The 21,166-nt window shown below is 66.1% G+C and carries 21 protein-coding genes; 14 read left to right on the top strand and 7 right to left on the bottom strand.

From position 1 onward, the window contains the following. Positions 1-53 precede the first annotated feature (53 nt). Positions 54-1,610, bottom strand: a complete 1,557-nt coding sequence (locus VGV58_RS12660; RefSeq protein ID WP_326874366.1) for an ABC transporter substrate-binding protein — start codon at positions 1,608-1,610, stop codon at positions 54-56. A 219-nt stretch (positions 1,611-1,829) separates the two neighbouring features. Here VGV58_RS12660 and VGV58_RS12655 point away from each other — a divergent pair, with 219 nt between their 5' ends. Continuing rightward, positions 1,830-2,633, top strand: coding sequence for an IclR family transcriptional regulator (locus VGV58_RS12655; protein ID WP_326874365.1), 804 nt, complete (start codon positions 1,830-1,832; stop codon positions 2,631-2,633). A gap of 1 nt (position 2,634) precedes the next feature. Here the strand turns inward: VGV58_RS12655 and VGV58_RS12650 are convergent, their stop codons facing one another. Further along, positions 2,635-3,066, bottom strand: a complete 432-nt coding sequence (locus tag VGV58_RS12650) for an Lrp/AsnC family transcriptional regulator (protein WP_326874364.1) — start codon at positions 3,064-3,066, stop codon at positions 2,635-2,637. Between the two features lie 120 nt (positions 3,067-3,186). On the opposite strand from VGV58_RS12650, the gene VGV58_RS12645 reads away from it, so the two are divergent. The 7 genes from VGV58_RS12645 to VGV58_RS12615 all read left to right on the top strand — a co-directional run bounded on the left by VGV58_RS12645 (position 3,187) and on the right by VGV58_RS12615 (position 12,463). Further along, on the top strand, positions 3,187-4,314 hold the full coding sequence (locus VGV58_RS12645) for a saccharopine dehydrogenase family protein (RefSeq protein WP_326874363.1): 1,128 nt from the start codon (positions 3,187-3,189) through the stop codon (positions 4,312-4,314). A 201-nt stretch (positions 4,315-4,515) separates the two neighbouring features. After that, positions 4,516-6,003, top strand: a complete 1,488-nt coding sequence (locus VGV58_RS12640) for a M81 family metallopeptidase (protein WP_326874362.1) — start codon at positions 4,516-4,518, stop codon at positions 6,001-6,003. A gap of 250 nt (positions 6,004-6,253) precedes the next feature. After that, positions 6,254-7,885: an amidohydrolase gene (locus VGV58_RS12635; protein ID WP_326874361.1), complete on the top strand. Its 1,632-nt coding sequence runs from the start codon at positions 6,254-6,256 to the stop codon at positions 7,883-7,885. A gap of 135 nt (positions 7,886-8,020) precedes the next feature. Beyond that, positions 8,021-9,613, top strand: a complete 1,593-nt coding sequence (locus tag VGV58_RS12630; protein WP_414643979.1) for an ABC transporter substrate-binding protein — start codon at positions 8,021-8,023, stop codon at positions 9,611-9,613. Between the two features lie 90 nt (positions 9,614-9,703). Continuing rightward, complete coding sequence (locus VGV58_RS12625; RefSeq protein ID WP_326874360.1) at positions 9,704-10,639, top strand: ABC transporter permease; 936 nt, start codon at positions 9,704-9,706, stop codon at positions 10,637-10,639. Between the two features lie 8 nt (positions 10,640-10,647). Then, positions 10,648-11,469 (top strand): ABC transporter permease, encoded by an 822-nt coding sequence (locus VGV58_RS12620; RefSeq protein WP_326874359.1) that lies wholly within the window; start codon positions 10,648-10,650, stop codon positions 11,467-11,469. 28 nt (positions 11,470-11,497) lie between these two features. Beyond that, complete coding sequence (locus VGV58_RS12615) at positions 11,498-12,463, top strand: succinylglutamate desuccinylase/aspartoacylase family protein (protein WP_326874358.1); 966 nt, start codon at positions 11,498-11,500, stop codon at positions 12,461-12,463. A 13-nt stretch (positions 12,464-12,476) separates the two neighbouring features. Here the strand turns inward: VGV58_RS12615 and VGV58_RS12610 are convergent, their stop codons facing one another. Beyond that, positions 12,477-12,953 (bottom strand): hypothetical protein, encoded by a 477-nt coding sequence (locus VGV58_RS12610; protein ID WP_326874357.1) that lies wholly within the window; start codon positions 12,951-12,953, stop codon positions 12,477-12,479. Between the two features lie 109 nt (positions 12,954-13,062). On the opposite strand from VGV58_RS12610, the gene aroQ reads away from it, so the two are divergent. Both aroQ and VGV58_RS12600 read left to right on the top strand, forming a co-directional pair. After that, positions 13,063-13,512, top strand: coding sequence for a type II 3-dehydroquinate dehydratase (aroQ, locus tag VGV58_RS12605; protein ID WP_326874356.1), 450 nt, complete (start codon positions 13,063-13,065; stop codon positions 13,510-13,512). Between the two features lie 280 nt (positions 13,513-13,792). Further along, positions 13,793-14,530 carry an invasion associated locus B family protein gene (locus tag VGV58_RS12600; RefSeq protein WP_326874355.1) on the top strand — a complete coding sequence of 246 codons (738 nt, stop codon included), beginning with the start codon at positions 13,793-13,795 and terminating at the stop codon, positions 14,528-14,530. Between the two features lie 28 nt (positions 14,531-14,558). Here the strand turns inward: VGV58_RS12600 and VGV58_RS12595 are convergent, their stop codons facing one another. The 4 genes from VGV58_RS12595 to VGV58_RS12580 all read right to left on the bottom strand — a co-directional run bounded on the left by VGV58_RS12595 (position 14,559) and on the right by VGV58_RS12580 (position 17,146). Continuing rightward, positions 14,559-14,783, bottom strand: a complete 225-nt coding sequence (locus VGV58_RS12595; RefSeq protein ID WP_326874354.1) for a hypothetical protein — start codon at positions 14,781-14,783, stop codon at positions 14,559-14,561. Positions 14,784-14,930: 147 nt separating this feature from the next. Then, positions 14,931-15,860 (bottom strand): dihydrodipicolinate synthase family protein, encoded by a 930-nt coding sequence (locus tag VGV58_RS12590; protein WP_326874353.1) that lies wholly within the window; start codon positions 15,858-15,860, stop codon positions 14,931-14,933. 24 nt (positions 15,861-15,884) lie between these two features. Further along, a complete protein-coding gene (locus VGV58_RS12585; protein WP_326874352.1) occupies positions 15,885-16,571 on the bottom strand; it encodes a fumarylacetoacetate hydrolase family protein in 687 nt (228 codons plus the stop codon). Between the two features lie 104 nt (positions 16,572-16,675). After that, positions 16,676-17,146 (bottom strand): Lrp/AsnC family transcriptional regulator, encoded by a 471-nt coding sequence (locus tag VGV58_RS12580; protein WP_164547550.1) that lies wholly within the window; start codon positions 17,144-17,146, stop codon positions 16,676-16,678. Between the two features lie 155 nt (positions 17,147-17,301). On the opposite strand from VGV58_RS12580, the gene VGV58_RS12575 reads away from it, so the two are divergent. The 4 genes from VGV58_RS12575 to metZ all read left to right on the top strand — a co-directional run bounded on the left by VGV58_RS12575 (position 17,302) and on the right by metZ (position 21,129). Further along, positions 17,302-18,318 (top strand): ABC transporter substrate-binding protein, encoded by a 1,017-nt coding sequence (locus VGV58_RS12575; protein ID WP_326874351.1) that lies wholly within the window; start codon positions 17,302-17,304, stop codon positions 18,316-18,318. 13 nt (positions 18,319-18,331) lie between these two features. Continuing rightward, a complete protein-coding gene (locus VGV58_RS12570; RefSeq protein ID WP_326874350.1) occupies positions 18,332-19,084 on the top strand; it encodes an ABC transporter permease in 753 nt (250 codons plus the stop codon). Continuing rightward, complete coding sequence (locus VGV58_RS12565) at positions 19,060-19,836, top strand: ABC transporter ATP-binding protein (protein WP_326874349.1); 777 nt, start codon at positions 19,060-19,062, stop codon at positions 19,834-19,836. Before VGV58_RS12570 ends, VGV58_RS12565 begins: the two co-directional genes overlap by 25 nt. Positions 19,837-19,935: 99 nt before the next feature. Further along, entirely contained in the window at positions 19,936-21,129 is a 1,194-nt protein-coding gene (gene metZ, locus VGV58_RS12560) for an O-succinylhomoserine sulfhydrylase (RefSeq protein ID WP_326874348.1), read from the top strand. Positions 21,130-21,166: the final 37 nt, after the last annotated feature.

Below are 21,166 nucleotides of genomic sequence, written 5' to 3'. Positions count from 1 at the left end.
CCGCTGACGCGGCTTGTCCGAGACGACATTGCCCAAGCGATCAGCTGCCGAATTCACTCCTTCCAAGCGTCGCGGAAGCCGTCGTCGACGCCGACGCCGGTGGTGACGAGGTTCTTGACGTTGCAGCGATAGATGGTCGGGAAGTCCATCTCGAGCAGCCAGAGCACCGGCAGTTCGTCGGCGAGGACCTTCTGCACCTTGGTGTAAAGCTCCTGTCGCGCGCTGTCCGTCGGCGCGATCGCCGCCTCGGCGAAGAGCTTGTCGACCTCGGGATTGGAGTAGCCGCCGACATTGGCGAAGGGATTGCCCTTGGCGATGTTGGAGGTGATGTAGCTGCGCGCCACGCCCATGGCGGGGTCGCCGAGCTGGTAGAGGAAGTTGAAGTTGAGATCGAAGTCCCAGTTGCTGGCCTTCTGGGTCCAGCCGGGCACGTCGGTGTTCTCGACCTGCACCTTGACGCCGACATCCTCGAGGTTCTGCTTGATCGCCTCGGTCCAGCGGGTCCAGGTCTCGCCATAGGGCAGGTTGAGCAGGCGGATCGTCTCACCTTTGTAGCCGGAGGCCTTGATCAGCTCCTTCGCCTTGGCCGGATCGAAGACGTATTTCGGCACATCAGCCGAATAGAACTTGGTCTTCGACGAGATCGGGCCGGTCGGCAGCTTGCCGAGCCCGCCCCAGACCACCTCGCGGCCGAATTCGCGGTCGATCGCGTACATCAGCCCCTGGCGGAACTGCTTGTTGCCCAGAATGCCGTTGCGCACGTTCGGCGTCAGCCAGGCATGGGGAGCGAACATCTCCCAGCCCTTGGTGGTCATGCAGGTGTTGGGCAGCTTGGCAAGGCGGGCGACGTCGTAGACGTCGACCGAGCCGCCGGTCAGGACATCGACCTTGCCGGTCTCATAGGCGACGGCGCGCGCCGCCGCGTCAGGGATGATCTGCCAGTAGATCTCGTCGAGGTTGGGCTTGCCCTTCAGCCAGTAGTTCTCGTTCTTGACGAGGTGGATGTAGGAGCCCTTCTTCCACTCCTTCAGCTTGAACGGACCGGTGCCGATCGGCGTGTTGTTGGCCGGGTTGGCGCGATAATCGGTGCCGTCATAGATGTGCTTGGGGATCATCGGCGCGGAGGCGACCTCCTGCGTCATGATCAACGGGCCGAAGGGCTGCTTCAGCGTGATCTTCACGGTGAGGTCGTCGACCTTCTCGATCTTTTCGACCTGGGCGTTGACAATCGGGCGCCAGCGCGGATGGACCTCGCGCAGGAACTTGTCGAGGGTGAAGACGACGTCGTCGGCGGTGAACGGCTTGCCGTCATGCCAGGTCACGCCCTCCTGCAGCTTGAAGGTGTAGACCTTGGCATCCGGCGAGATCTCCCAGCTCTTGGCGAGCGAGGGCTGCGGCTCGAGCTTCTCGTTATAGCGCAGCAGGGATTCGTAGATGTTGCCGGCGACCATGTTGGTCGGGCCGTTCTGGTTGAGCCCCTGCATCAGCATCGGCGGCTCGGGCTGGACGACGACGTGGACCGTGCCGCCCTTCTTCGGTTCCTGCGCCTGCGCCACGCCGAGCGCCAGGACGGAGGCGGCGAGCGCCAAGCCAAATCTCAATCCGGTCATCGTCGTTCTCCGTTCCCAGCGCCGGGTCCGCAGCACACAGCGGCCCAAGCGTCCCCGTTTTTCGTTCACCGGCCAGCTCAGCCTGATCGCACCCGATCAGGCGCCTGTTGGCAAGCTCCGCCGCAATGAAAGCGAGAGACAAATTCCGTGTCAAGGATTGACATGCTGTGTTATTAGGCGACACGCTCAGCAAACGAACATGGCGTACCCACACCTGCGATGAACCACAAAGACGAGGACAGGGCCGCACAACTGCCGCCGGGCGTGCCGATCGTCCGGGCCGTCGACCGTGCGATCGCCTTGCTCAGGGCCTTCCGTCCGGAGCACTCGCGGCTCGGCCTCAGCGAGCTCGCCCGGCAGGTCGGCCTCGACAAGGGTACGACACGGCGTCTGCTGCTGACTTTGCAGCTCAACGAACTCGTCGAATACGATGAACACTCGCAGAGCTATGCGCTGGCCGTCGGGCTGATCGAGCTTGGCAGCGCGGTGACCACCGGCCGCGAACTGCGCGACATCGCCGGCCCGTATCTGACCGAGATCGCCGAGAAGACCGGCGCGACCGCCTTCCTCTGGGTCCATATCGCCGGGCGAGGGCTCTGCGTCGATCGCGTGCGCGCCTCGCTGCCGCATGTCGATGCGACCTGGTTCGCGGTCGGCGCACAGGCACCGCTGAACTGCGGCGGCGGCCCGCGCGTGCTGCTCGCTTATCTCGACGACGAGCAGCGCCGGGCGGCGCTGTCGCTCGACTTGCCCAAGCGTGCTCCAGCGAGCCAGACTGATCCTAGCCTGCTCTTGCGCGAGGCCGAGCGTATCCGCGCGCAGGGCTGGGAGCTGGCGGCCGACGACTTCTTCATCGGCCTGACCGGCGTCGGCGTGCCGATCTTCGACCGTTCGGGCGCGCTCGCCGGCGCGCTCAGCATTTCCTCGCTGACCTCGATCGTCGCGCCGCAAGGACAGCCGGTGCATCTCGACGCGCTGCGCGATGCGGCGGCGCGGATCGGGGGGCGGCTGCTGCCGGGGTGAGCTACCGCTCGATCCGGGTCGAGAGGATGATCGAGGACATGGTGCGCTCGACGCCTTCGAGCGCGCCGATCCGGTCTATCAATCCGTCGAGCTCGCCGATCGAGGGCGCCACCACAACGGCGATCATGTCGAACTGGCCGCTGACCGAATGCAGCGTCCTGATCTCGGGAATCCGGCGCAACTCCGCTTCGACCCGCGGCGCGAGCTTGGGCAAGGCGGTGATCAGCACATGCGCCTTGACCTGGCCCTTCTCGTAATCCTCCGAAAGCCGGGCCGTGTAGCCGGCGATGACACCGCGGCGCTCCAGGCGCTCGATCCGGCTCTGCACCGTCGTGCGCGACAGGCCGAGCTTGCGGCCGAGCTCGGCCACCGGCGCACGGGCGTTCTCGGTGAGCAGGGTCAGGAGATGGCGATCGGTCGGGTCTATCGACATAACGCCGAAAGCTTACGGCGTTTCGCTGAAAAATCCCATATGAATCGTCGTGTCGCCGGCTTCTATCCGACGAAGCCCCGAGCGAATCTGCCTGACAGAAGCAGATTCATCGGGGGAACCATGAAAAACGTGGTCGTCATCGGCGCCGGCAAGATCGGCGCAACCATCGCCGACCTGCTCGGCGCTACCGGGGATTACCGCGTGGTGATCGCCGACCGCTCCAACGAACAGCTCGCCGCGATCAAGACCAGCCCGACCATCTCGACCCGCCGGGTCGACATCACCGACGCCGCCGAGCTTGCGCAGGTGCTGAACGGCGCCTTCGCCGTGCTCTCGGCCGCGCCCTACGACCTGACGACGCGCATCGCCGAGGCCGCGGCGGCGCAGGGCGTGCATTATCTCGACCTGACCGAGGACGTCGCCTCGACCCGCCGCGTCAAGGAACTGGCGCTGACCGCCAAGGCGGCGCTGATCCCGCAATGCGGGCTGGCGCCGGGCTTCATCTCGATCGTCGCCGCCGATCTCGCTCGCGACTTCGATCAGCTCGACAGCCTGAAGCTGCGCGTCGGCGCGCTGCCGCAATACCCGTCCAACGCGCTCAACTACAACCTGACCTGGAGCACGGACGGCGTCATCAACGAGTATTGCGAGCCCTGCGAAGCCGTGGTCAACGGCGAGCGCGTGCTGGTGCCCGCGATGGAGGAACGCGAGGAATTCTCGCTCGACGGCGTCACCTACGAGGCCTTCAACACCTCCGGCGGGCTCGGCACGCTCTGCGACACGCTCACCGGCAAGGTGCGCACGCTGAACTACCGCACCATCCGCTACCCCGGCCATTGCGCGATCATGAAGGCGCTACTGCAGGATCTGCGCCTCGGCGAGCGCCGCGACGTGCTGAAGGACATCTTCGAGAACGCCCTGCCGAGCACGCTACAGGACGTGGTCGTGATCTTCGTCACCGCCAGCGGCCGGATGAACGGCCGGCTGACCCAGCAGACCTATGCCAACAAGGTCTACAGCGCCGTCGTCGGCGGCGTGATGCGCAGCGCCATCCAGATCACCACGGCCTCCGGCATCTGCGCCGTGCTCGACCTGCTGGCAGAGGGCAAGCTGCCGCAGAAGGGCTTCGTCAAGCAGGAGGATATCGGCTTCGATGCCTTCCTCGCCAACCGCTTCGGCCGTGCCTATGCCCGGCCCGAGGATCTCGGCAACGCTCCCGGCGAGAGCCATGCGGCCCGCGCGGCCTGAGCCCGTTCCGCAAAAGTGGGCACCACTTTTGCGATAAGAACTGCTCAAGCTTGAGTTCGCGCGAAGCATATTCGCCCCTGCCCGGCAAGCGGGCCAAAGTCAGGGGGAGCATGAACGGGTCCGGGCTGGCAAACGCCCGGACCCACGCTACAAAACAAAAAATGGTTCCATAGGGAACGTTTTCGGGGGAACGATCGCACGATGGCCAGACGCGTCCTGATCGCGGAATTCATGCATGAGACGAACACCTTCAGTGTTCAGCTCACCGATGAGGCGGTGTTCCGCCATCACGGCGTCTTCCGCGACAATGAGGTGCCTGCCGCCTTCCAGGGCACGCGGACCTCGATGGGCGCCGCTTTCGAGGCAGCCGAGAAATTCGGCTGGAGCCTGGTCCACCCGCTCGTTACCGGAGCCAACCCCTCGGGCCGCGTCACCGACGCGGCCTTCGACGTCTTTGCCGGGATGATCCTCGCCGCCTGCGAACGGCTCGACGGCGTGCTGCTGCATCTGCACGGCGCGATGGCGACGGAGAGCTCGGATGACGGGGAGGGCGAGCTGCTGAAGCGCATCCGCGCCAAGATCGGCGAGGGCGTGCCGGTGGTCGCGATCCTCGACCTGCATGCGACGCTCACCCAGCTCATGGCCGACAATGCCAACGCGCTGATCTCATATCGGACCTATCCGCATATCGATCAGTATGAGCGGACCTGGCAGGGCGCCGAATTGCTGGAGCGGGCGATGCAGGGCGAGATCAGGCCGCGCGTCGCGGTGGCGCGCCGGCCGATCCTCTACGCGCTCGATGGTGGGCGCACGACCTCGCCGCCCTTCGTCGAGCTGCTGCGCCGCGGCGATGTGCTGGAGGCGGCGGGCGATGCGCTCGTCGTCAGTGTCCAGGCCGGCTTTTCCTCGGCCGATGTCCACGATATCGGCCCCTCCATCGCCGTCACCCATGACGATCGCGGCAAGGCCCAGGCCATCGCCGAGGAGCTGATGGACTATGCCTGGGAGCAGCGGCATTTCTCCTCGATCCACTTCACCCCATTGAAGGAGGCGATGGCGAAGGCCAAGGCGGGCGAAGGCACGCTCGGGCCGGAAGCGGGCGGCAAGCCGGTGGTGATCTCCGACTATTCCGACAATCCGGGCTCGGGCGCCTATGGCGATGCGACCAATCTGCTACGCGCCGTGCTCGACGCCGGCCTCAAGAATGTCGGCTTCCACGCCATCCGCGATCCGGAAGCTGCGCTCGCGGCGCAGGCTGCCGGCGTCGGCAATCGCGTCAGGCTGAAGCTCGGCGGCAAGGTCGACCCCAATACCGGCGGCGGCCCGCTTGAGCTCGACGCCCATGTCGTGGCGCTGACCGACGGGCATTTCATCTGCTACGGGCCGATGGCCGGCGGCGTCTGGCGCAATTACGGGCTCTCGGCCCTGCTGCGCGTCGACGATGTCGAGATCATCGTCATCACCCATAACGGCCAGGCCACCGACCTTGCCCAGTTCACCTCGCTCGGCGTCGACCCCACCCGGAAATCGACCGTCATCGTCAAATCGATGCAGCATTTCCGTGCCGCCTTCGAGCCGATCGCCCGTGAGGTGATCGAGGTCGACACCGGCGCGCTCTCGACCAAGAACTTCAAGGAGCGGCCCTACCAGAAGGTGCGCCGCCCGATCTTTCCGCTCGACGACATCTGAGAAGCGAAGTGCTGACCGATAACCCCGCCTCCTACGACGGAAATTGGCCCGCTCTGCGAAAAGATATGGCCCGCTCGGTCGCACATGATGCCGGATCGCGACATACCGTCTTTCGCGGTGAACATTGCGGGTGGTGCTCGAGTGGGCGGGACAAGATCAACGAGTTGCGTTGGCTTTTTTAGCTGGGCGACCGACCTCATGAGGCCCGGCCGCAAAGTGCCGGCGAAGACAGTCTAGGCAGGAGAAGACCATGGTGGTTCAGGCCGATATCGTGCTGCGCGGCGGGCCGATCTGGTGCGGGCGCGAAGAAGGCGTCGTCGAGGCGCTGGCGCTCTGGGGCGACAAGGTGCTCGCCGCCGGCAAGGAGGCGGAGATCGCGGAACTGGTCGGGCCCGCGACCAAGGTCATCGACCTCGCCGGCCGGCTGGCGACGCCGGGGCTTAACGACTCCCACCTGCATCTGATCTCGGTCGGCCTGACCATGGATTGGGTCGATGCCCGCCCGGCCAATGCGCCGACGCTGGAGGCGCTGCTCGGCCAGATCGCCGCCCGCGCGGCGAAATCGAAGCCCGGCGAGTGGGTGCTGGCGCGCGGCTACGACCAGACCAAGCTCGATACCGGCCGCCACCCGTTCCGCGAGGAGCTCGACCGCGCCTCCCCGAACAATCCAGTGATGCTGGTCCGCACCTGTGGCCACATCTCGATCTGCAACTCATTGGCTCTCAAGCTCGGCGGCATCGATGAGACCTCGCCGACGCCGCCGGGCGGGCTGATCGAGCAGCAGAATGGCCGCCTCACCGGCCTGCTGGCGGAAAATGCCCGCGCTCCGGTCAAGGCCGCGATTCCGGAACCGAGCGAGGAGCAGCTGATTGCCGCGATCGAGCGCGGCGGGCAGTATCTGCTCTCGCTCGGGATCACCAGCTGCATGGATGCGGCGGTCGGGATGGTCACCGGCTTCAACGAGATCGCCGCGTACCACAAGGCCAAGCGCGACGGCCGCCTGCCGGTCCGCACCTGGCTCGCTCTGCTCGGCGACGAGGGCCGCTCGATCGTGCCGCAATGCCATGAAGCGGGGCTGATCTCCGGCACCGGCGACGACATGCTGATGATCGGCGCGGTCAAGATCTTCCTCGACGGCTCGGCCGGCGGGCGCACCGCCTGGATGAGCGAGCCCTATCTCGGCGACGACAAGACCACCGGCGTGCAGATGCTCTCGGACGAGGATCTGGAACGGCAGGTGCTCGACGCCCATGCCAAGGGCTACCAGCTCGCCTGCCACGCCATCGGCGACGCGGCGATCGAGCAGCTGATCACCGCCTATGAGAAGGCACTCAAGGCCCATCCCGATCCGGATCGGCGCCACCGCATCGAGCATTGCGGCTTCTCGACGCCGCAGCAGCACGATCGCATGGTCAAGGCCGGCATCTACCCCTGCCCGCAGCAGGTCTTCATCCACGATTTCGGCGACGCCTACGTCAAGGTGCTCGGCGAGGAGCGGGCGCTGCCGAGCTACCCGTTCCGGACCTGGTTCGATCTTGGCCTGAAGCCGGCAACCGGCAGCGACGCGCCGGTCTGCGATCCCGATCCGTTCCCGAACTTCCACACCATGCTGACGCGGCAGACCTGGCGCGGCACGGTAATGGATGAGCGCCAGCGCGTCTCGATCGAGGAGGCGCTGCAGGCCTATACCGAATACGGCGCCTTCTCGCAGAAGCAGGAGGCGGTGAAGGGCAAGCTCAAGCCCGGCTTCCTCGCCGATGTCGCCGTGTTCTCGCGCGACCTGCTCTCGGCCTCGCCGGGAGAAATCCTGAAGGATACGCGCTGCGACCTCACCATTCGCGGCGGCAAGGTCGTCTACCAGCGTTCAGGCAGCGCGGCCTGAACGTCGCGCTGCACAATCGAAACAAGAAGACAGGGCGCGAAAGCCCGCTAAGGTCTCAGATGGAACGAATACCGGCGCCGGCCAACGGCGCTGATCTCAGAAGAGTTCACCAACAGATTGGGAGGTTTCGACGTGTTGAAAAAGCTTGCCTTCACGACCGCGCTGACGTTCGCGGCCGCCTTCACCCTGCAGGCGCAGGCCCAGGAGCCGCGCCGCGGCGGCACGATCCGCTTCACCGCGCCCTATGGCGCGTCCTTCGTCAGCAATGACAGCCATGTCTCGAACCAGATCCAGGACGAGATCTACGGCTACGCGCTGCACGGCATGCTCTACAAATGGGATGCCAAGAACGGCAAGCCGGTGCTCGACATCGCCGAGAGCGTCCAGGTTTCGGCCGACGGCAAGACCTATACCTACAAGCTGCGCGACAACGCGCTGTTCCATAACGGCCGCAAGCTGACCTCCGACGACGTCATCTGGTCCTATACCCGCATCATGGACGGGTCGAAGAACTATCCGGGCGCGCGCTATGTCGCCCGCATCGTCGGCGCGACCGAGGTCCAGAAGGGCCAGGCCAAGGAGATCTCCGGCCTGAAGAAGATCGACGATTCCTCGTTCTCGATGACGCTGACCGACAAGGCCAATCCCGGCTACTTCCTGTTCCAGGCGCAGACCGCGATCCTGCCGGCCAAGGAAGCGCAAGCCGCCGGCTTCTTCGACAAGCCGATCGGCCTCGGGCCGTTCAAGTTCGTCGAGCACGTGCCGGGCTCGCGCATGGCCTTCGAGCGCTGGGACAAGTACTACCTCGCCGGCAAACCCTATGCCGACAAGCTCGTGATCTCGCCGATGGGCGAGGCAGCCGCCCGCGATGTCGCCTTCCGCAACAAGGAGGTCGACGTCTCCATCCTGGGCTCGACCCAGTATGTCGCCTACAAGGCCGACCCGAACCTGTCGAAGGGCATTCTGGAAGTCGCCGAGGTCTTCACCCGCAATATGGGCATGAACCCGACCTTCAAGCCCTTCTCCGACAAGCGCGTGCGCCAGGCGATCAACTACGCCATCGACAGTGACCTGATCATCAAGCGCCTGGTTCGCGACAAGGCCTACCGCGCCGCGAGCTGGCTTCCGCTGTCCTCGCCGGCCTTCGACAAGGACGCCAAGCCTTACGCTTTCGATCCTGAGAAGGCCAAGAAGCTGCTGGTCGAGGCCGGCTATCCCGATGGCTTCGAGTTCGAATGGACCGCGACACCGAACGAGAGCTGGGGCGTTCCGATCGTCGAGGCAACAATCCCGATGCTCGCCAAGGTCGGCATCAAGGTAAAGGTCAAGCCGGTCGAGACCTCGGCGCTCGGCGGCGTCGTCGTGGGCGGCGACTTCCAGGCCTATATCTGGTCGAACACCTCGGGCCCGGACTCGCTGACGGCGCTGAAGTGCTTCCACTCCTCGACGCCGCGCTCGTCCTGCAACTACACCACCTTCAAGAACCCGGCCTATGACAAGCTGATCGACGACGCCTCGAACGAGGCCGATCCTGCCAAGCAGCTCGACCTCCTGAAGAAGGCCAACGCCATGCTGCAGGAGGAGGCCCCGGTCTGGTTCTTCAACTACAACAAGGCGGTGATGGCCTATCAGCCTTGGCTGCACGGTCTCCAGCCGAATTCGACCGAGCTGGCGCTGCAGCGCTATGAGGAGCTCTGGGTCGACACCACTTCGCCTGCGGCGAAGTAAACCCATCCCGAGCCCCCGCCGTCACAAGGCGGCGGGGGCTTGTCCGCCTCCGCCCGTCGGCCACGCCCCGGCGCTCAGGAGCCTATTGCCATGTTGCCTTATGTCTTTCGCCGGCTGCTGCAGGCCATTCCGATCCTGCTCGCGGTCGCCGCCCTGATCTTCGTGCTGTTCAGCGTCATTCCCGGCAATTTCGCCACCAGCCAGATGGCCGACGGCCGCAGCAATATCGACGCTGCGACGATCGAGCGGATGAACCAGCAGTTTGGCCTGAACGATCCGCTGCCGCTGCGCTTCGCCAAATATGTCGGCGGGCTCGCGACCTTCGATCTCGGCGATTCCTTCCGCACCCGCCAGCCCGTCACCACGCTGATCGGCGAGCGGCTCTGGCCGAGCCTGCAGCTCGCGCTCGCCGCCATGGCCTTCGCCATCGTCATCGGCGTGCCGCTCGGCTTCTTCGCAGCACTGAAACCGGGGAGCTGGGTCGACATGCTCTCGATGGTCTTCGCCGTCTCCGGCCTGTCGCTGCCGATGTTCTGGCTCGGCCTGCTCCTGATGTACGCCTTCGCGCTGACGCTGAACTGGTTCCCGAGCTTCGGCTATGGCGACGGCGATCCCCGTTACATCGTGCTGCCGGCGATCGCGCTCGGCGTCTCGCCGCTGGCGCTGCTCGCCCGTACGGCACGCGCCGCCGTGCTCGAAATCATGCACGCCGACTTCGTCCGCACTGCCCGCGCCAAGGGCGCGAGCGCCTATCGCGTCATGCGCTGGCATGTCGCGCGCAATGCGCTCGTCATCGTGCTGACCACGCTCGGCCTGCAGTTCGGCTCGGTGCTCGGCCAGGCCGTCGTGGTCGAGAAGCTCTTCGCCTGGCCCGGACTCGGCTCGCTACTGGTCGACAGCGTCACCTGGCGCGACATCCCGGCGGTGCAGGGCTGCATCCTGACGATCGTGCTCTTCTTCCTCGTCGTGAACATCGCCGTCGACGTGCTCTGCGCCGTCGTCGATCCGCGCATCAAGTACAGCTAGGCTCGCCGATGAAGTTCCGTGCCAACCTCTGGATCGGCGCCACCTGCTTTGCGCTCGTCGTCGCAGGCGGCGTGTTCGCGCCCTGGCTCGCCCATACCGACCCGGTGATGGACGCCAACCTGATGAACGCCGAGATCCCGCCCGGTTCCGAATTCTGGTTCGGCACCGACGCGCAGGGCCGCGACATCTACAGCCGCGTGCTGCACGGCGCCCGCATCTCGCTGACGGTCGGCATCGTCTCGCAACTGATCAACACGTGCATCGGCGTCGCGCTGGGCCTGTCCGCCGCCTATTGGGGCGGCTGGTGGGACGATTTCGTCAACGGCCTGACCAATATGATGCTCGCCATCCCCTCGCTGATCTTCGCGCTGGCGATCATGGCTATCCTGCAGCCCGGACTGACCAGCCTGCTGATCGCGCTCGGCCTGACCAACTGGTCCTTCACCTGCCGATTGACCAGAGCCGCGACGCTCTCTGTCAAACAGCTCGGTTATGTCGAGGCTGCCAGATCCCTCGGCTACGGCACCTTCCGCATCATGTTCACCCAGATCCTGCCAAACATCGCCGGCCCGATCATCGTGATCGGCACCCTCGGCATGGGCGGCGCCGTGCTGGCCGAGGCCTCGCTCTCCTTTCTCGGACTCGGCATTCGCCCGCCCTTCCCGAGCTGGGGCTCGATGCTCTCCGACGCGCGTGACCAGATCTCGACCGCGCCGTGGATCTCGATCTTCCCGGGCCTTGCCATCTTCCTGACCGTGCTCGGCCTCAACCTGCTCGGCGACGGCCTGCGCGACATCCTCGATCCGCACTCGCAGACCCGTAAGGCCTGAGCCTTCCTTCCGACGAAAGACCCTGCCCGTGACTGCCACAGACCTCGATGACGGCCCACTTGAAACCGTCAGCTTCATCGGCCTGAAGCCCGGCCCGAAGCTGATCGTGACCGGCGCCGTCCATGGCAACGAGCCCTGCGGACCGACCGCGATCCGCCGCGTCATCGAGGAGTGCCGGGCGGGCAAGATCAAGATCCTGCGCGGCGAGGTCACCTTCCTGCCCGTCACCAATCCCAAGGCTTTCCGCCAGAAGACCCGCGAGGGCGACCGCAACTTCAACCGCGACCTGCGCGAGCGGCCACTGGCCGGCGATTACGAGGACCGGATCGGCAATCCCGTCTGCGCGCTGCTGCGCCGGCACGACGCGCTGCTCGACATCCACTCCTTCCGGCAGGAGGGCGAGCCCTTCGTCTTCTTCGGCCCGTCCAACAATCGCGGCGAGCTCGAACCCTTCGCCCGCGCGGAAGAGGAGATGGCGCTCGCCTCCTGCCTGGGCGTCTCCACGGCGATCCATGGCTGGCTCGACAACTACGCCAGGCTGCTCGACATCCGCGCCCGCCTGCCGGTGCCCAGGCTCAACGTCACCGAGGGCTATGGCACGACCGAGTTCATGCGGTTTTGCGGCGGCTATGCGGTGACGCTGGAATGCGGCACGCATGACGACCCCAAGGCCGCCGATATCGGCTATGCCGCGATCCGCAACACGTTGGCGCAGTTGCAGCTGGTCGATGCGCCGCTGCCGAAGCCCGCTTTGCGCGACGTGATCGAGATGGTCGAGGTCCTGCTCTGCGAGACGGAGGGCGACCGCGCCGAGACGGGCTGGCGCACCGGCGATGCGGTCAAGGCCGGCGCCACCCTCGCCCATCGCGCCGACGGAACGAAGGTGAACGCTCCGCGCGACGGCTACATCATCTTCCCGAACACCGCGCCCAGGCTCGGCGAGGCGATCTGCCATTTCGGCATTGCCAGCAATCGCGCGATCGGGCGCGCCTGACGTAAGGCGACGATCAGCGGCGGCCGGCGGCGACGAACTTGTCGCCGTTCCAGACGAGCCGGCGCTGGCACCCCATATGGCCGGAGCGGCCGCAGGCGCTGCCGTGCAGGGACAGCACCAGCACAGACTTGCCGCCGGTTTGAGCGAGCGACCAGCCCTGGACATTGCTGCCGTAGGCCTGCCGGTAACCGCCGCTGCTCGACATCAGGATATCGAGCGTGCAGCCGGCCGAGCCGCAGAACGGATTGGTCGACATCCCGCCGACGCATTCGGACTGGCTATAGTCGAGCAGATAGTCGGGTTGACCGTCGCCATTGAAATCGACCGTCCGCTGGAAGCCCGGCTTGAACGTCGCACGACCGCCGCAGGTATCCCGGATTTCGGCGCGCACCTTGGCGATCTCGGCTGGAACCGCCGGTTGCGCCAAGGCGCCGGCTCCGAACTGGGCGGCGAACGACAGAACCAAGGCAAGACTGCGCCACGATCCCATCGCCTCCTCCCTTTTTGGCAACGCCATCATGACGCTGCGGCAAGGCTCGCCATGTTGCGTCCTGCCCGGATAAAAGCAACATGCTGCGCGCATCGCTTCAGGAGTACCCATGCCCCGTCTCGTCTACGTCCTCAACGGCCCGAACCTGAACCTGCTCGGCAAGCGCCAGCCGCACATCTACGGCGCGGAGACCCTGGCCGATGTCGAGCAAGCCTGCCGGGCGCTGGGCAAGGAGCTCGACCTCGAGATCCGCTTCCATCAGTCGAACCGCGAATACGAGATCATCGACTGGGTCCACGAGGCGCGCGAGCAGGCCGTCGGCATCGTCATCAACCCCGGCGCCTTCACCCACACCTCGGTGGCGATCCTCGACGCGCTGAATGCCTTCGACGGCACGGTGATCGAGTGCCATATCTCGAACGTGCACAAGCGCGAGAGCTTCCGGCACCATTCCTACATGTCGCTGCGCGCCGACGGCGTCATCGCCGGCTTCGGCACGCAGGGTTATCTGCTTTCACTCCGTCGCGTGGCGAAGCTCGCCGACGAGAAGAAGGGCTGAGCCGACTGCAGCTTTCCCCGTCATGGTAAGGCGTCGGCCTGGTTGGCCGGCGCAGACGCGAGGTCAGCCCCCGCAAGCGAGAAGTCACAGCAAATCAACTCGAACCACATCTGGCGCGGCGGATGTAATCACCACGTAAGCAGTATTTCTTCTTGCAATAAATAAAAACAAGCCCGGGACGATGTCTCGATTGCTCCGCCACGACAACTTGCATATGTCGGGCCGATGCCCTAACCGCATCTCGCCCGCGCCGGTTGGCTGCTGAGACGAGAACCCTGACGTGACCAAAGCAAACCTTCTTCTTGGCACCGCCTTGCTTGCCGGCTGGATCAGCCTGCCGGCTGTCTCCGCCCTCGCCCAGGCCGAGCCGCCGACGACCGAGCAAGCCGAGGAGGCACAGTCAGAACCGGCGCCACGCGCGCCCGCCGCCCGCCCGGCCCCGGCACGGCCGGCGCCGCGCCAGGCTGCACCTGCTGCGCGCCCGACCAATCCTCCTGCCCGCCCCGCCACCGCGCAGGCTCCGGCCGCGACGCCGAGCGTGAGCCAGCCCGCCGCTGCGGCGGCCCGACTGCCGAACGGCGCCTCGGCGGTCAACGAGGTCTATGGCGACTGGACCGTCGATTGCCGCATCAACGACGGCCAGAAGCTCTGCCTGCTCTCGCAATCGCAGGGTGACAGCCGCACCAACCAGCGCGTCTTCGCGATCGAATTGCGCGCGCCGAAGGATGGCCGCGTCGAGGGTACGATCCTGATGCCGTTCGGGGTCAAGCTCGAAAACGGCGCCGTGCTCAAGCTCGACGAGAAGGATCTCGGCCAGGGTCTGCGCTTCTCGACCTGCGTCCCGGCCGGCTGCCTGCTGCCGGTTTCCTTCCCGACCGTGGCGACCGACGCGATAAAGGGCGGCAAGACGCTGACCGCGGCCGCCCTCAATCTGTCCAGCAACGACGTGGTCTCGTTCAATATCGCGCTGAACGGTTTTGGCCCGGCGCTCGACCGGCTGGCGCAGCTGGCGAACTGAGCTGCCTCAGAGCGATGAGCGGTGCCGATCAGCCAGAACCATTGGTGCAGTTCATGAAGGCCATGTGCGCGCCGGTACCGCGCCTGGCGGATCGCCAGCCCATGCGGCCAGGGCGCGCCGGATCTTCGACGATCCGCCCGCCATTATTGAGCGCGCAGGTGCAGGATCGCTGATTCCTCATGCTGCGGCATTCCGGATGGATGCCGCCACGTTGCGCCGATACAGGCACCGACGAGCCGAGGGTGATCAGCACGGCACCGCCGAGCAGAAGAGCAACACGCATAATCAAGTCCCCAAGCCGCAGCTCAGGGTTGCATGACCGAGGAGTGCACGTCCAGAGCCTGCGAGAGCCGCGCAACGAAGGCGCGGCCTCGAACCTCGATCAATCCGTCGTTGCCGCTCAGAGCTTCGCGCGCGGATCGTGCTTCGCAAGACGGCCAAGCAGGTAGTCGACCTCGGCCTTGGCCGCGGCAGTCAGGCCAGGGCCGGGCTTGCGCTGCGCGTCATGGCTGAGGATGCCGCGCTTCATCATCACATATTTGCGCACGGCGAGGCCGACGCCCTGCTGCTGCTCATAGCGCAGCAGCGGCAGGTGCGCGTCGAAGATGTCGTGCGCATCGTCGCGGCGCCCGGCCTTGCTGGCCTTGACCACGTCGATCAGCAGCTCCGGGAAGGCGTAGCCGGTATTGGCGCCGTCGGCGCCGCGCTCCATCTCGAAATCGAGGAAGAGCCCGCCATTGCCGGTCAGGATCGCGACGCGCCGCAGCGTCCCTTCGGCCTCGAACTTGCGCAGCGTCGAAATCTTCTCCAGGCCCGGCCAGTCCTCGTGCTTCAGCATCACGCAGGAGGGATTGTCCTGGATGATCTTGCGGATCACCGCAGGCGTCATCACCACCGACAGCGTCAGCGGGTAGTCCTGGATGACGAAGGGGATGTCGGTGCCGATCGCCTCGACCGCCTGCGCGTAATAGCCGGTGATCTGGTCGTCGGTACGAAGGTTGGTCGGCGGGGCGATCATGACGCCGCCGGCGCCCAGCTCCATCACCTGCCGCGCCAGCGAGCGCATCGCCGCAAAGCCCGGAGCGGAGACGCCGACGATGATCGGCTTGCCGCCCATCTTCGCCACAGCGCGCTTGACCAGGCCGATCGATTCCTCCGGCTCGAGCTTGGGCGCCTCGCCCATGATGCCGAGCACGGTGACGCCGTCCGAGCCGATGCCGTGATAGAATTCGAACAGCCGGTCGGCCGAATTCCAGTCGACGCTGCCGTCCGGGTTGAACGGGGTCGGAGCGATCGGGAAGACGCCGGAGGCGGAAGCGGTCAAAGGCATTGCAGTTCTCCTGGAGCCGGGCGCTCAGACGATCTTGGTGCGGACGGTGCCGACACCGGCGATCACGCCTTCGAGCAGATCGCCCTTGACGACGGCGGCGACGCCCTCGGGCGTGCCGGTCATGATCAGGTCGCCTGGCGCCAGCATGACGAAGCCGGAAAGGTACGAGATCGTCTCCGGCACGTTCCAGATCATCTTGGCGAGATCGGAACTCTGGCGGACCTTGCCGTTGACCTTGAGCTCGATCAGCCCCTTGTCGGGATGGCCGGCCTTGGCGGCCGGGACGAGCTCGCCGATCGGGGCGGACGAGTCGAAGCCCTTGCCCATGTCCCAGGGCTTGCCGGCCTTCTTGGCGGCGCCCTGCAGGTCGCGGCGGGTCATGTCGAAGCCGGCGGCATAGCCGAAGACATGGGAGAGCGCGTCGGCTTCAGCAATGTCCTTGCCGCCCTTCCCGATCGCGACGACGAGCTCCATCTCATGGTGCAGGTCGGCGGTCTTGGGCGGATAGGGCATGTCGGCGCCGCCGGTCAGCACGGCGTCGGACGGCTTGGTGAAGAAGAACGGCTCCTCGCGATCGGGGTCGCCGCCCATCTCGCGGGTGTGCTCGGCGTAGTTGCGGCCGACGCAGAAGATGCGGCGCACCGGGAAGAGCCCGCCGCCGGCCACCGGGATGGCGGCGACCTTCGGCTGATCGATGACATAGCTGGACATGGGCACGCCCCGTTCGAGAAATCCGGGAGCGTTCATGCGGGAGCGCGCCCGCCGGGGCAAGTGGCGGGCATGCGATGACGGGCCTGCGCTCCCCGCAATGAAGCCTATGACGCCTTCGGCAGGTCCGGCACCTTGTAGGCCGTCGTCGCCTTGATCCGCTCCATGGCGAAGCGCGAGGTGACGTTCTTGAGCGGGATCGTCTCGATCAGCTTCTTGTAGAAGGTGTCATAGGCGGCCATGTCGGCGACAACGACGCGCAGCATGTAATCGACGTCACCGGCCATGCGGTAGAACTCGATCACCTCCGGCATCGCCGCGACGCTCTGGGCGAACTTCTCCAGCCAGGGCCCGGAATGGTCGGCCGTCTCGATCTGGACGAAGACGGTGAGGCCGAGCCCGATCTTCTCGGGCGCCACCAGCGCGACGCGCTTGATGATCACCCCGGTCTGCTCGAGCCGCTGGATGCGCTTCCAGCACGGGGTCTGCGACAGCCCGACCCGATCGGCGAGCTCCGCGATCGAGATATTGGAGTCAGCCTGCAGCACGGTCAGAATCTTGCGGTCGATGGCGTCCATCTCTCGATCCATGGTGAGAGAGAAAAAACCCTTTGCCAATCCGAGGCAATGGAGAATTTTCTTCTTTTTGAAGGGCAATGCTTGTCTTTAGATAGAAAATCCTTTTATCAGACGTCAATAGGCTAGATATCACACACCATCTGGGGAATTAGATCATGGACCGCCGCCAGTTCCTGCTCGCCGGCTCGTCGCTCGCCGCTACGCTGCCGTTTGGCGCTCGCGCCCAGGAGGCGGTCCCGGCCCGGATCGGCTACATCCCGGTCATCGGCACCGCCCCGATTTTCGTCGCCAATGGCGAGGGCTGGCTGAAGCAGGCCGGCATCACGCCGACGTTCACGGTGTTCGAATCCGGCCCGAACATGATCCAGGCGCTCGCCTCGGGGACGATCGACCTCTATGTCGCCGGCGTCGCCCCGCTCGCCGTGGCCCGCTCGCGCGGCGTCGACATCCGCGTCGTCGCCTCGACCGCAACGGGCGAAAACGTCTTCGTCGCCGCTCCGGCTCTGGCGAAGTTCTTCACGGCAGGCACGAGCGCAGCCGCCGCCTTCAAGGCGCACAAGGCCGCGACCGGCAAGCCGGCCCGCCTCGCCACCCAGCCGGCCGGCTCGGTGCCCAACACCGTGCTGCAATACTGGCTCTGGGAGGTCGCCAAGGCCGACAAGGGCGATGTCGAGATCGTGCCGATGGGCATCGACGCGACGCAGCAGGCCGTGCTCGCCGGCGCCGTCGAGGGCGCGATCGTGCGCGAGCCGGCGTTGACGATCATCCAGACACGCAATCCCGGCATCAAGCTGATCGCCGGCGGCGAAGACGTCTTCCCCGGCCAGCCCGGCACCGTCGTCGCCGTATCCGGTGCCTTCGCCACCAAGAACGCCGCCGCGGTGCAAGGACTGGTGTCCGGCCTGGTCAAGGCTGCCGACGTCCTGGTCAAGACGCCCGCCAAGGCAGCGCCCCATGTCGGCGCTGCGCTCGGCAAGGGCATTGTCGACCCCGCTTTGATCGAGAAGGCGCTGGTCTCGCCGGCAACCCGCTTCGAGATCGACCCGCGCAAGATTATCGAGCCGGCCCGCGCCATGCAGGCCTATCAGGTCAAGCTCGGCTCGCTCGAGAAGGAACTTCCGTTCGACGGCCTGTTCGAGACGCAGTATTACGAGCGCGCCATCAAGGGCTGACGGGGCTATCGACTTGCGTTCACTACGGGCTCCGGCCCTTGCCCTGACGGGCCTCGTCGCCTTCCTCCTGCTCTGGGAGGCGATCCCTTATTTCGGCGTCGTCAACCCGGCCTTCCTGCCGGGTCCGAGCGCCCTGCCCGCCGCCTTTCTGCGCGAAGTCAAGTCGGGCGCCTGGCTCTCGGCGATCATGGGCTCGCTCGGCCATTACTTCATCGGCCTCTTCACCGGCGCCGGCCTCGGCATCGCGCTCGGCGTCTTCACCGGCATGTCGAAACTGGCCGAAGAGACGACCGCCTGGGTGGTCCGGCTGCTGCGGCCGATCCCGGGCCTCGCCTGGGTGCCGTTCGCGATCATCTGGTTCGGCGTCAACCCGCAGGCGGCGGTGTTCATCATCGCGATCGGCGTGTTCTGGATCGTCTTCTTCGCTGCCCAGGGCGCGATCCGCGGCGTCGACCGCGACTTGATCGAGGTCGCCGACGCCTTCGGCTTCCGCTCGCCGCTCCAGCGCCTGACCAAGATCCTGCTGCCGGCGGCACTGCCTGGCATCCTGATCGGCGTGCGCACCGCGCTCGGCCAGGCCTGGATGGCCGTGGTCGCAGCCGAGATCTTCGGCGTCGCCGGCGTCGGCCAGCGCATGATGCAGGCCTCCAGCCTGCTCGCGACCGACCTCGTCGTGATCTACATGCTGACCATGGCGGCGCTCTACGGCCTGCTCGATACGTTGTTCGTCGCCTTCCAGGGATGGGTGCTGCGTTGGAAAGCGTGATCGACATCAAGGAGCTGTCGCTCACCTTCACCCGCGACGGCGAAGCGACCGAGGTGCTGCACAAGCTCAACCTCTCCGTCGCGCGTGGCGAGTTCCTCGCCATCGTCGGTCCCTCCGGCGTCGGCAAGTCGACCCTGCTGCGCGTCATCGCCGGCCTCGCCAGGCCGAGCGGCGGCGAGGTCGTGATCAATGCGAAGGACAATACCCGCCGGCCGGTCGCGCTGGTCTTCCAGGATTCGCGGCTGCTGCCCTGGCGCAAGGTGATCGCCAATGTCGGCTTTGGGCTCGAAGGCCAGACGGCGCGGGCCGAGCGCCTCGCCAAGGCCCAGCAGATGCTCGACCTCGTCGGCCTCGGCCATCTCGCCCAGCGCTGGCCGCACCAGCTCTCCGGCGGCCAGCGCCAGCGCGTCTCGCTGGCGCGCGCGCTCGCGGTCGAGCCCGAGATCCTCTTGATGGACGAACCGTTCTCGGCGCTCGACGCACTGACGCGCGAGACCTTGCAGGACGAGTTGATCGAGGTCCGCCGCCGGACCGCCAAGACCGTGCTGTTCGTCACTCACGACATCGACGAAGCCGCCTATCTCGCCGACAGGGTCGTGGTGCTCTCGGGCGCGCCCGGCCAGATCATCGCCGAGCACAAGATCACGGTCGCCCATCCACGGAGACGGGGTGCGGAGGCGGAAGCGCAGATCGTGCGGGCGGTGCGCGTCGATCTCGGCGCGGATATCGTCAGCGACGGCGCGGCGATCTGACGAACCGTTCCCTACGCAGAAAATTCGTTCGCCTTTACGAACGCGGGCGACAGTGATATTCCCTTCGTCCGTTATATCGAACGAACCGGACGGCATCTCATGGCGAACGACGCGACGGGCGCGACAGCGCTGCATCCCGAAACCCTGCTCGTCCATGCCGGCACGCTGCGCTCGCAATATGGCGAGACCTCGGAAGCGCTGTTCCTGACGCAGGGCCATGTCTACGACAGCGCCGAGCAGGCCGAGGGCCGCTTCCTCAACACCGATCCCGGCTTCCAGTACGGGCGCCTGTCCAACCCGACCGTCGCCATGCTTGAGCAGCGCATGGCGACCTTCGAGGGCGCCGAAGCCTGCCGCGCCACTGCGACCGGTATGGCTGCCGTTACCGCGGCAGTGATGGCCCCGGTGCGGGCGGGCGATCATGTCGTCGCGGCGCGCGCCTTGTTCGGCTCCTGTCGTTACGTGATCGAGGACCACCTGCCGCGCTATGGCGTCGAGTCGACGCTGGTCGACGGCACCGACCCTGCCGCCTGGCGTGCCGCGATCAGGCCGAACACCAGGCTCTTCTTCCTGGAAAGCCCGGCCAATCCGACGCTGGAGGTGATCGACATCGCCGCCGTCGCAGCGATCGCCAAGGAGGCCGGTGTCATCCTCGTGGTCGACAATGTCTTCGCGACGCCGCTGTTTCAGTGCCCGCTCGAACTCGGCGCCGATCTCGTCGTCTATTCCGCCACCAAGCACATCGACGGCCAGGGCCGTTGCCTCGGCGGCCTCATCCTCGGCTCGAAGGCGCTGATCGAGGCCGACATCCAGACCTATCTGCGCCAGACCGGGCCGGCCCTGTCGCCCTTCAACGCCTGGGTGATGCTGAAGGCGCTGGAGACGCTGCCCCTGCGCATCCGCCAGCAGGCGCAGAACGCGACTGCGGTCGCCGCCTGGCTCAAGAGCCGCAAGGACCTGCCGCATGTCGCCTTCATCGGCGATCCCGACCATCCCCAGGCCGGCATCATCGCCAGGCAGATGAGCGGCCCCTCGACGCTGATCGCCTTCGAGGTCGCGGGCGGGAAGGACGCGGCCTACAGCTTCCTCAACCGGCTCAGGCTGATCCGCATCTCCAACAATCTCGGCGACGCCAAGAGCCTGATCGTCCATCCGGCGACGACGACGCATCAGCGCTTCACGCCGGAAGTGCGCGCCAGCATGGGCGTCGGCGACGGGCTGGTCCGCCTCTCGATCGGGCTGGAACATGCCGACGACCTGATCGCCGACCTGAAACAGGCCCTCGACGGCTGATCACGGCCGCCGGGATTGAACCAGGCAGGCCCATCCG

The sequence above is a fragment of the Allobosea sp. genome (assembly GCF_035944895.1).
Classification (GTDB): Bacteria; Pseudomonadota; Alphaproteobacteria; order Rhizobiales; family Beijerinckiaceae; genus Allobosea.
This window is presented reverse-complemented; position numbering and strand designations above follow the sequence as displayed.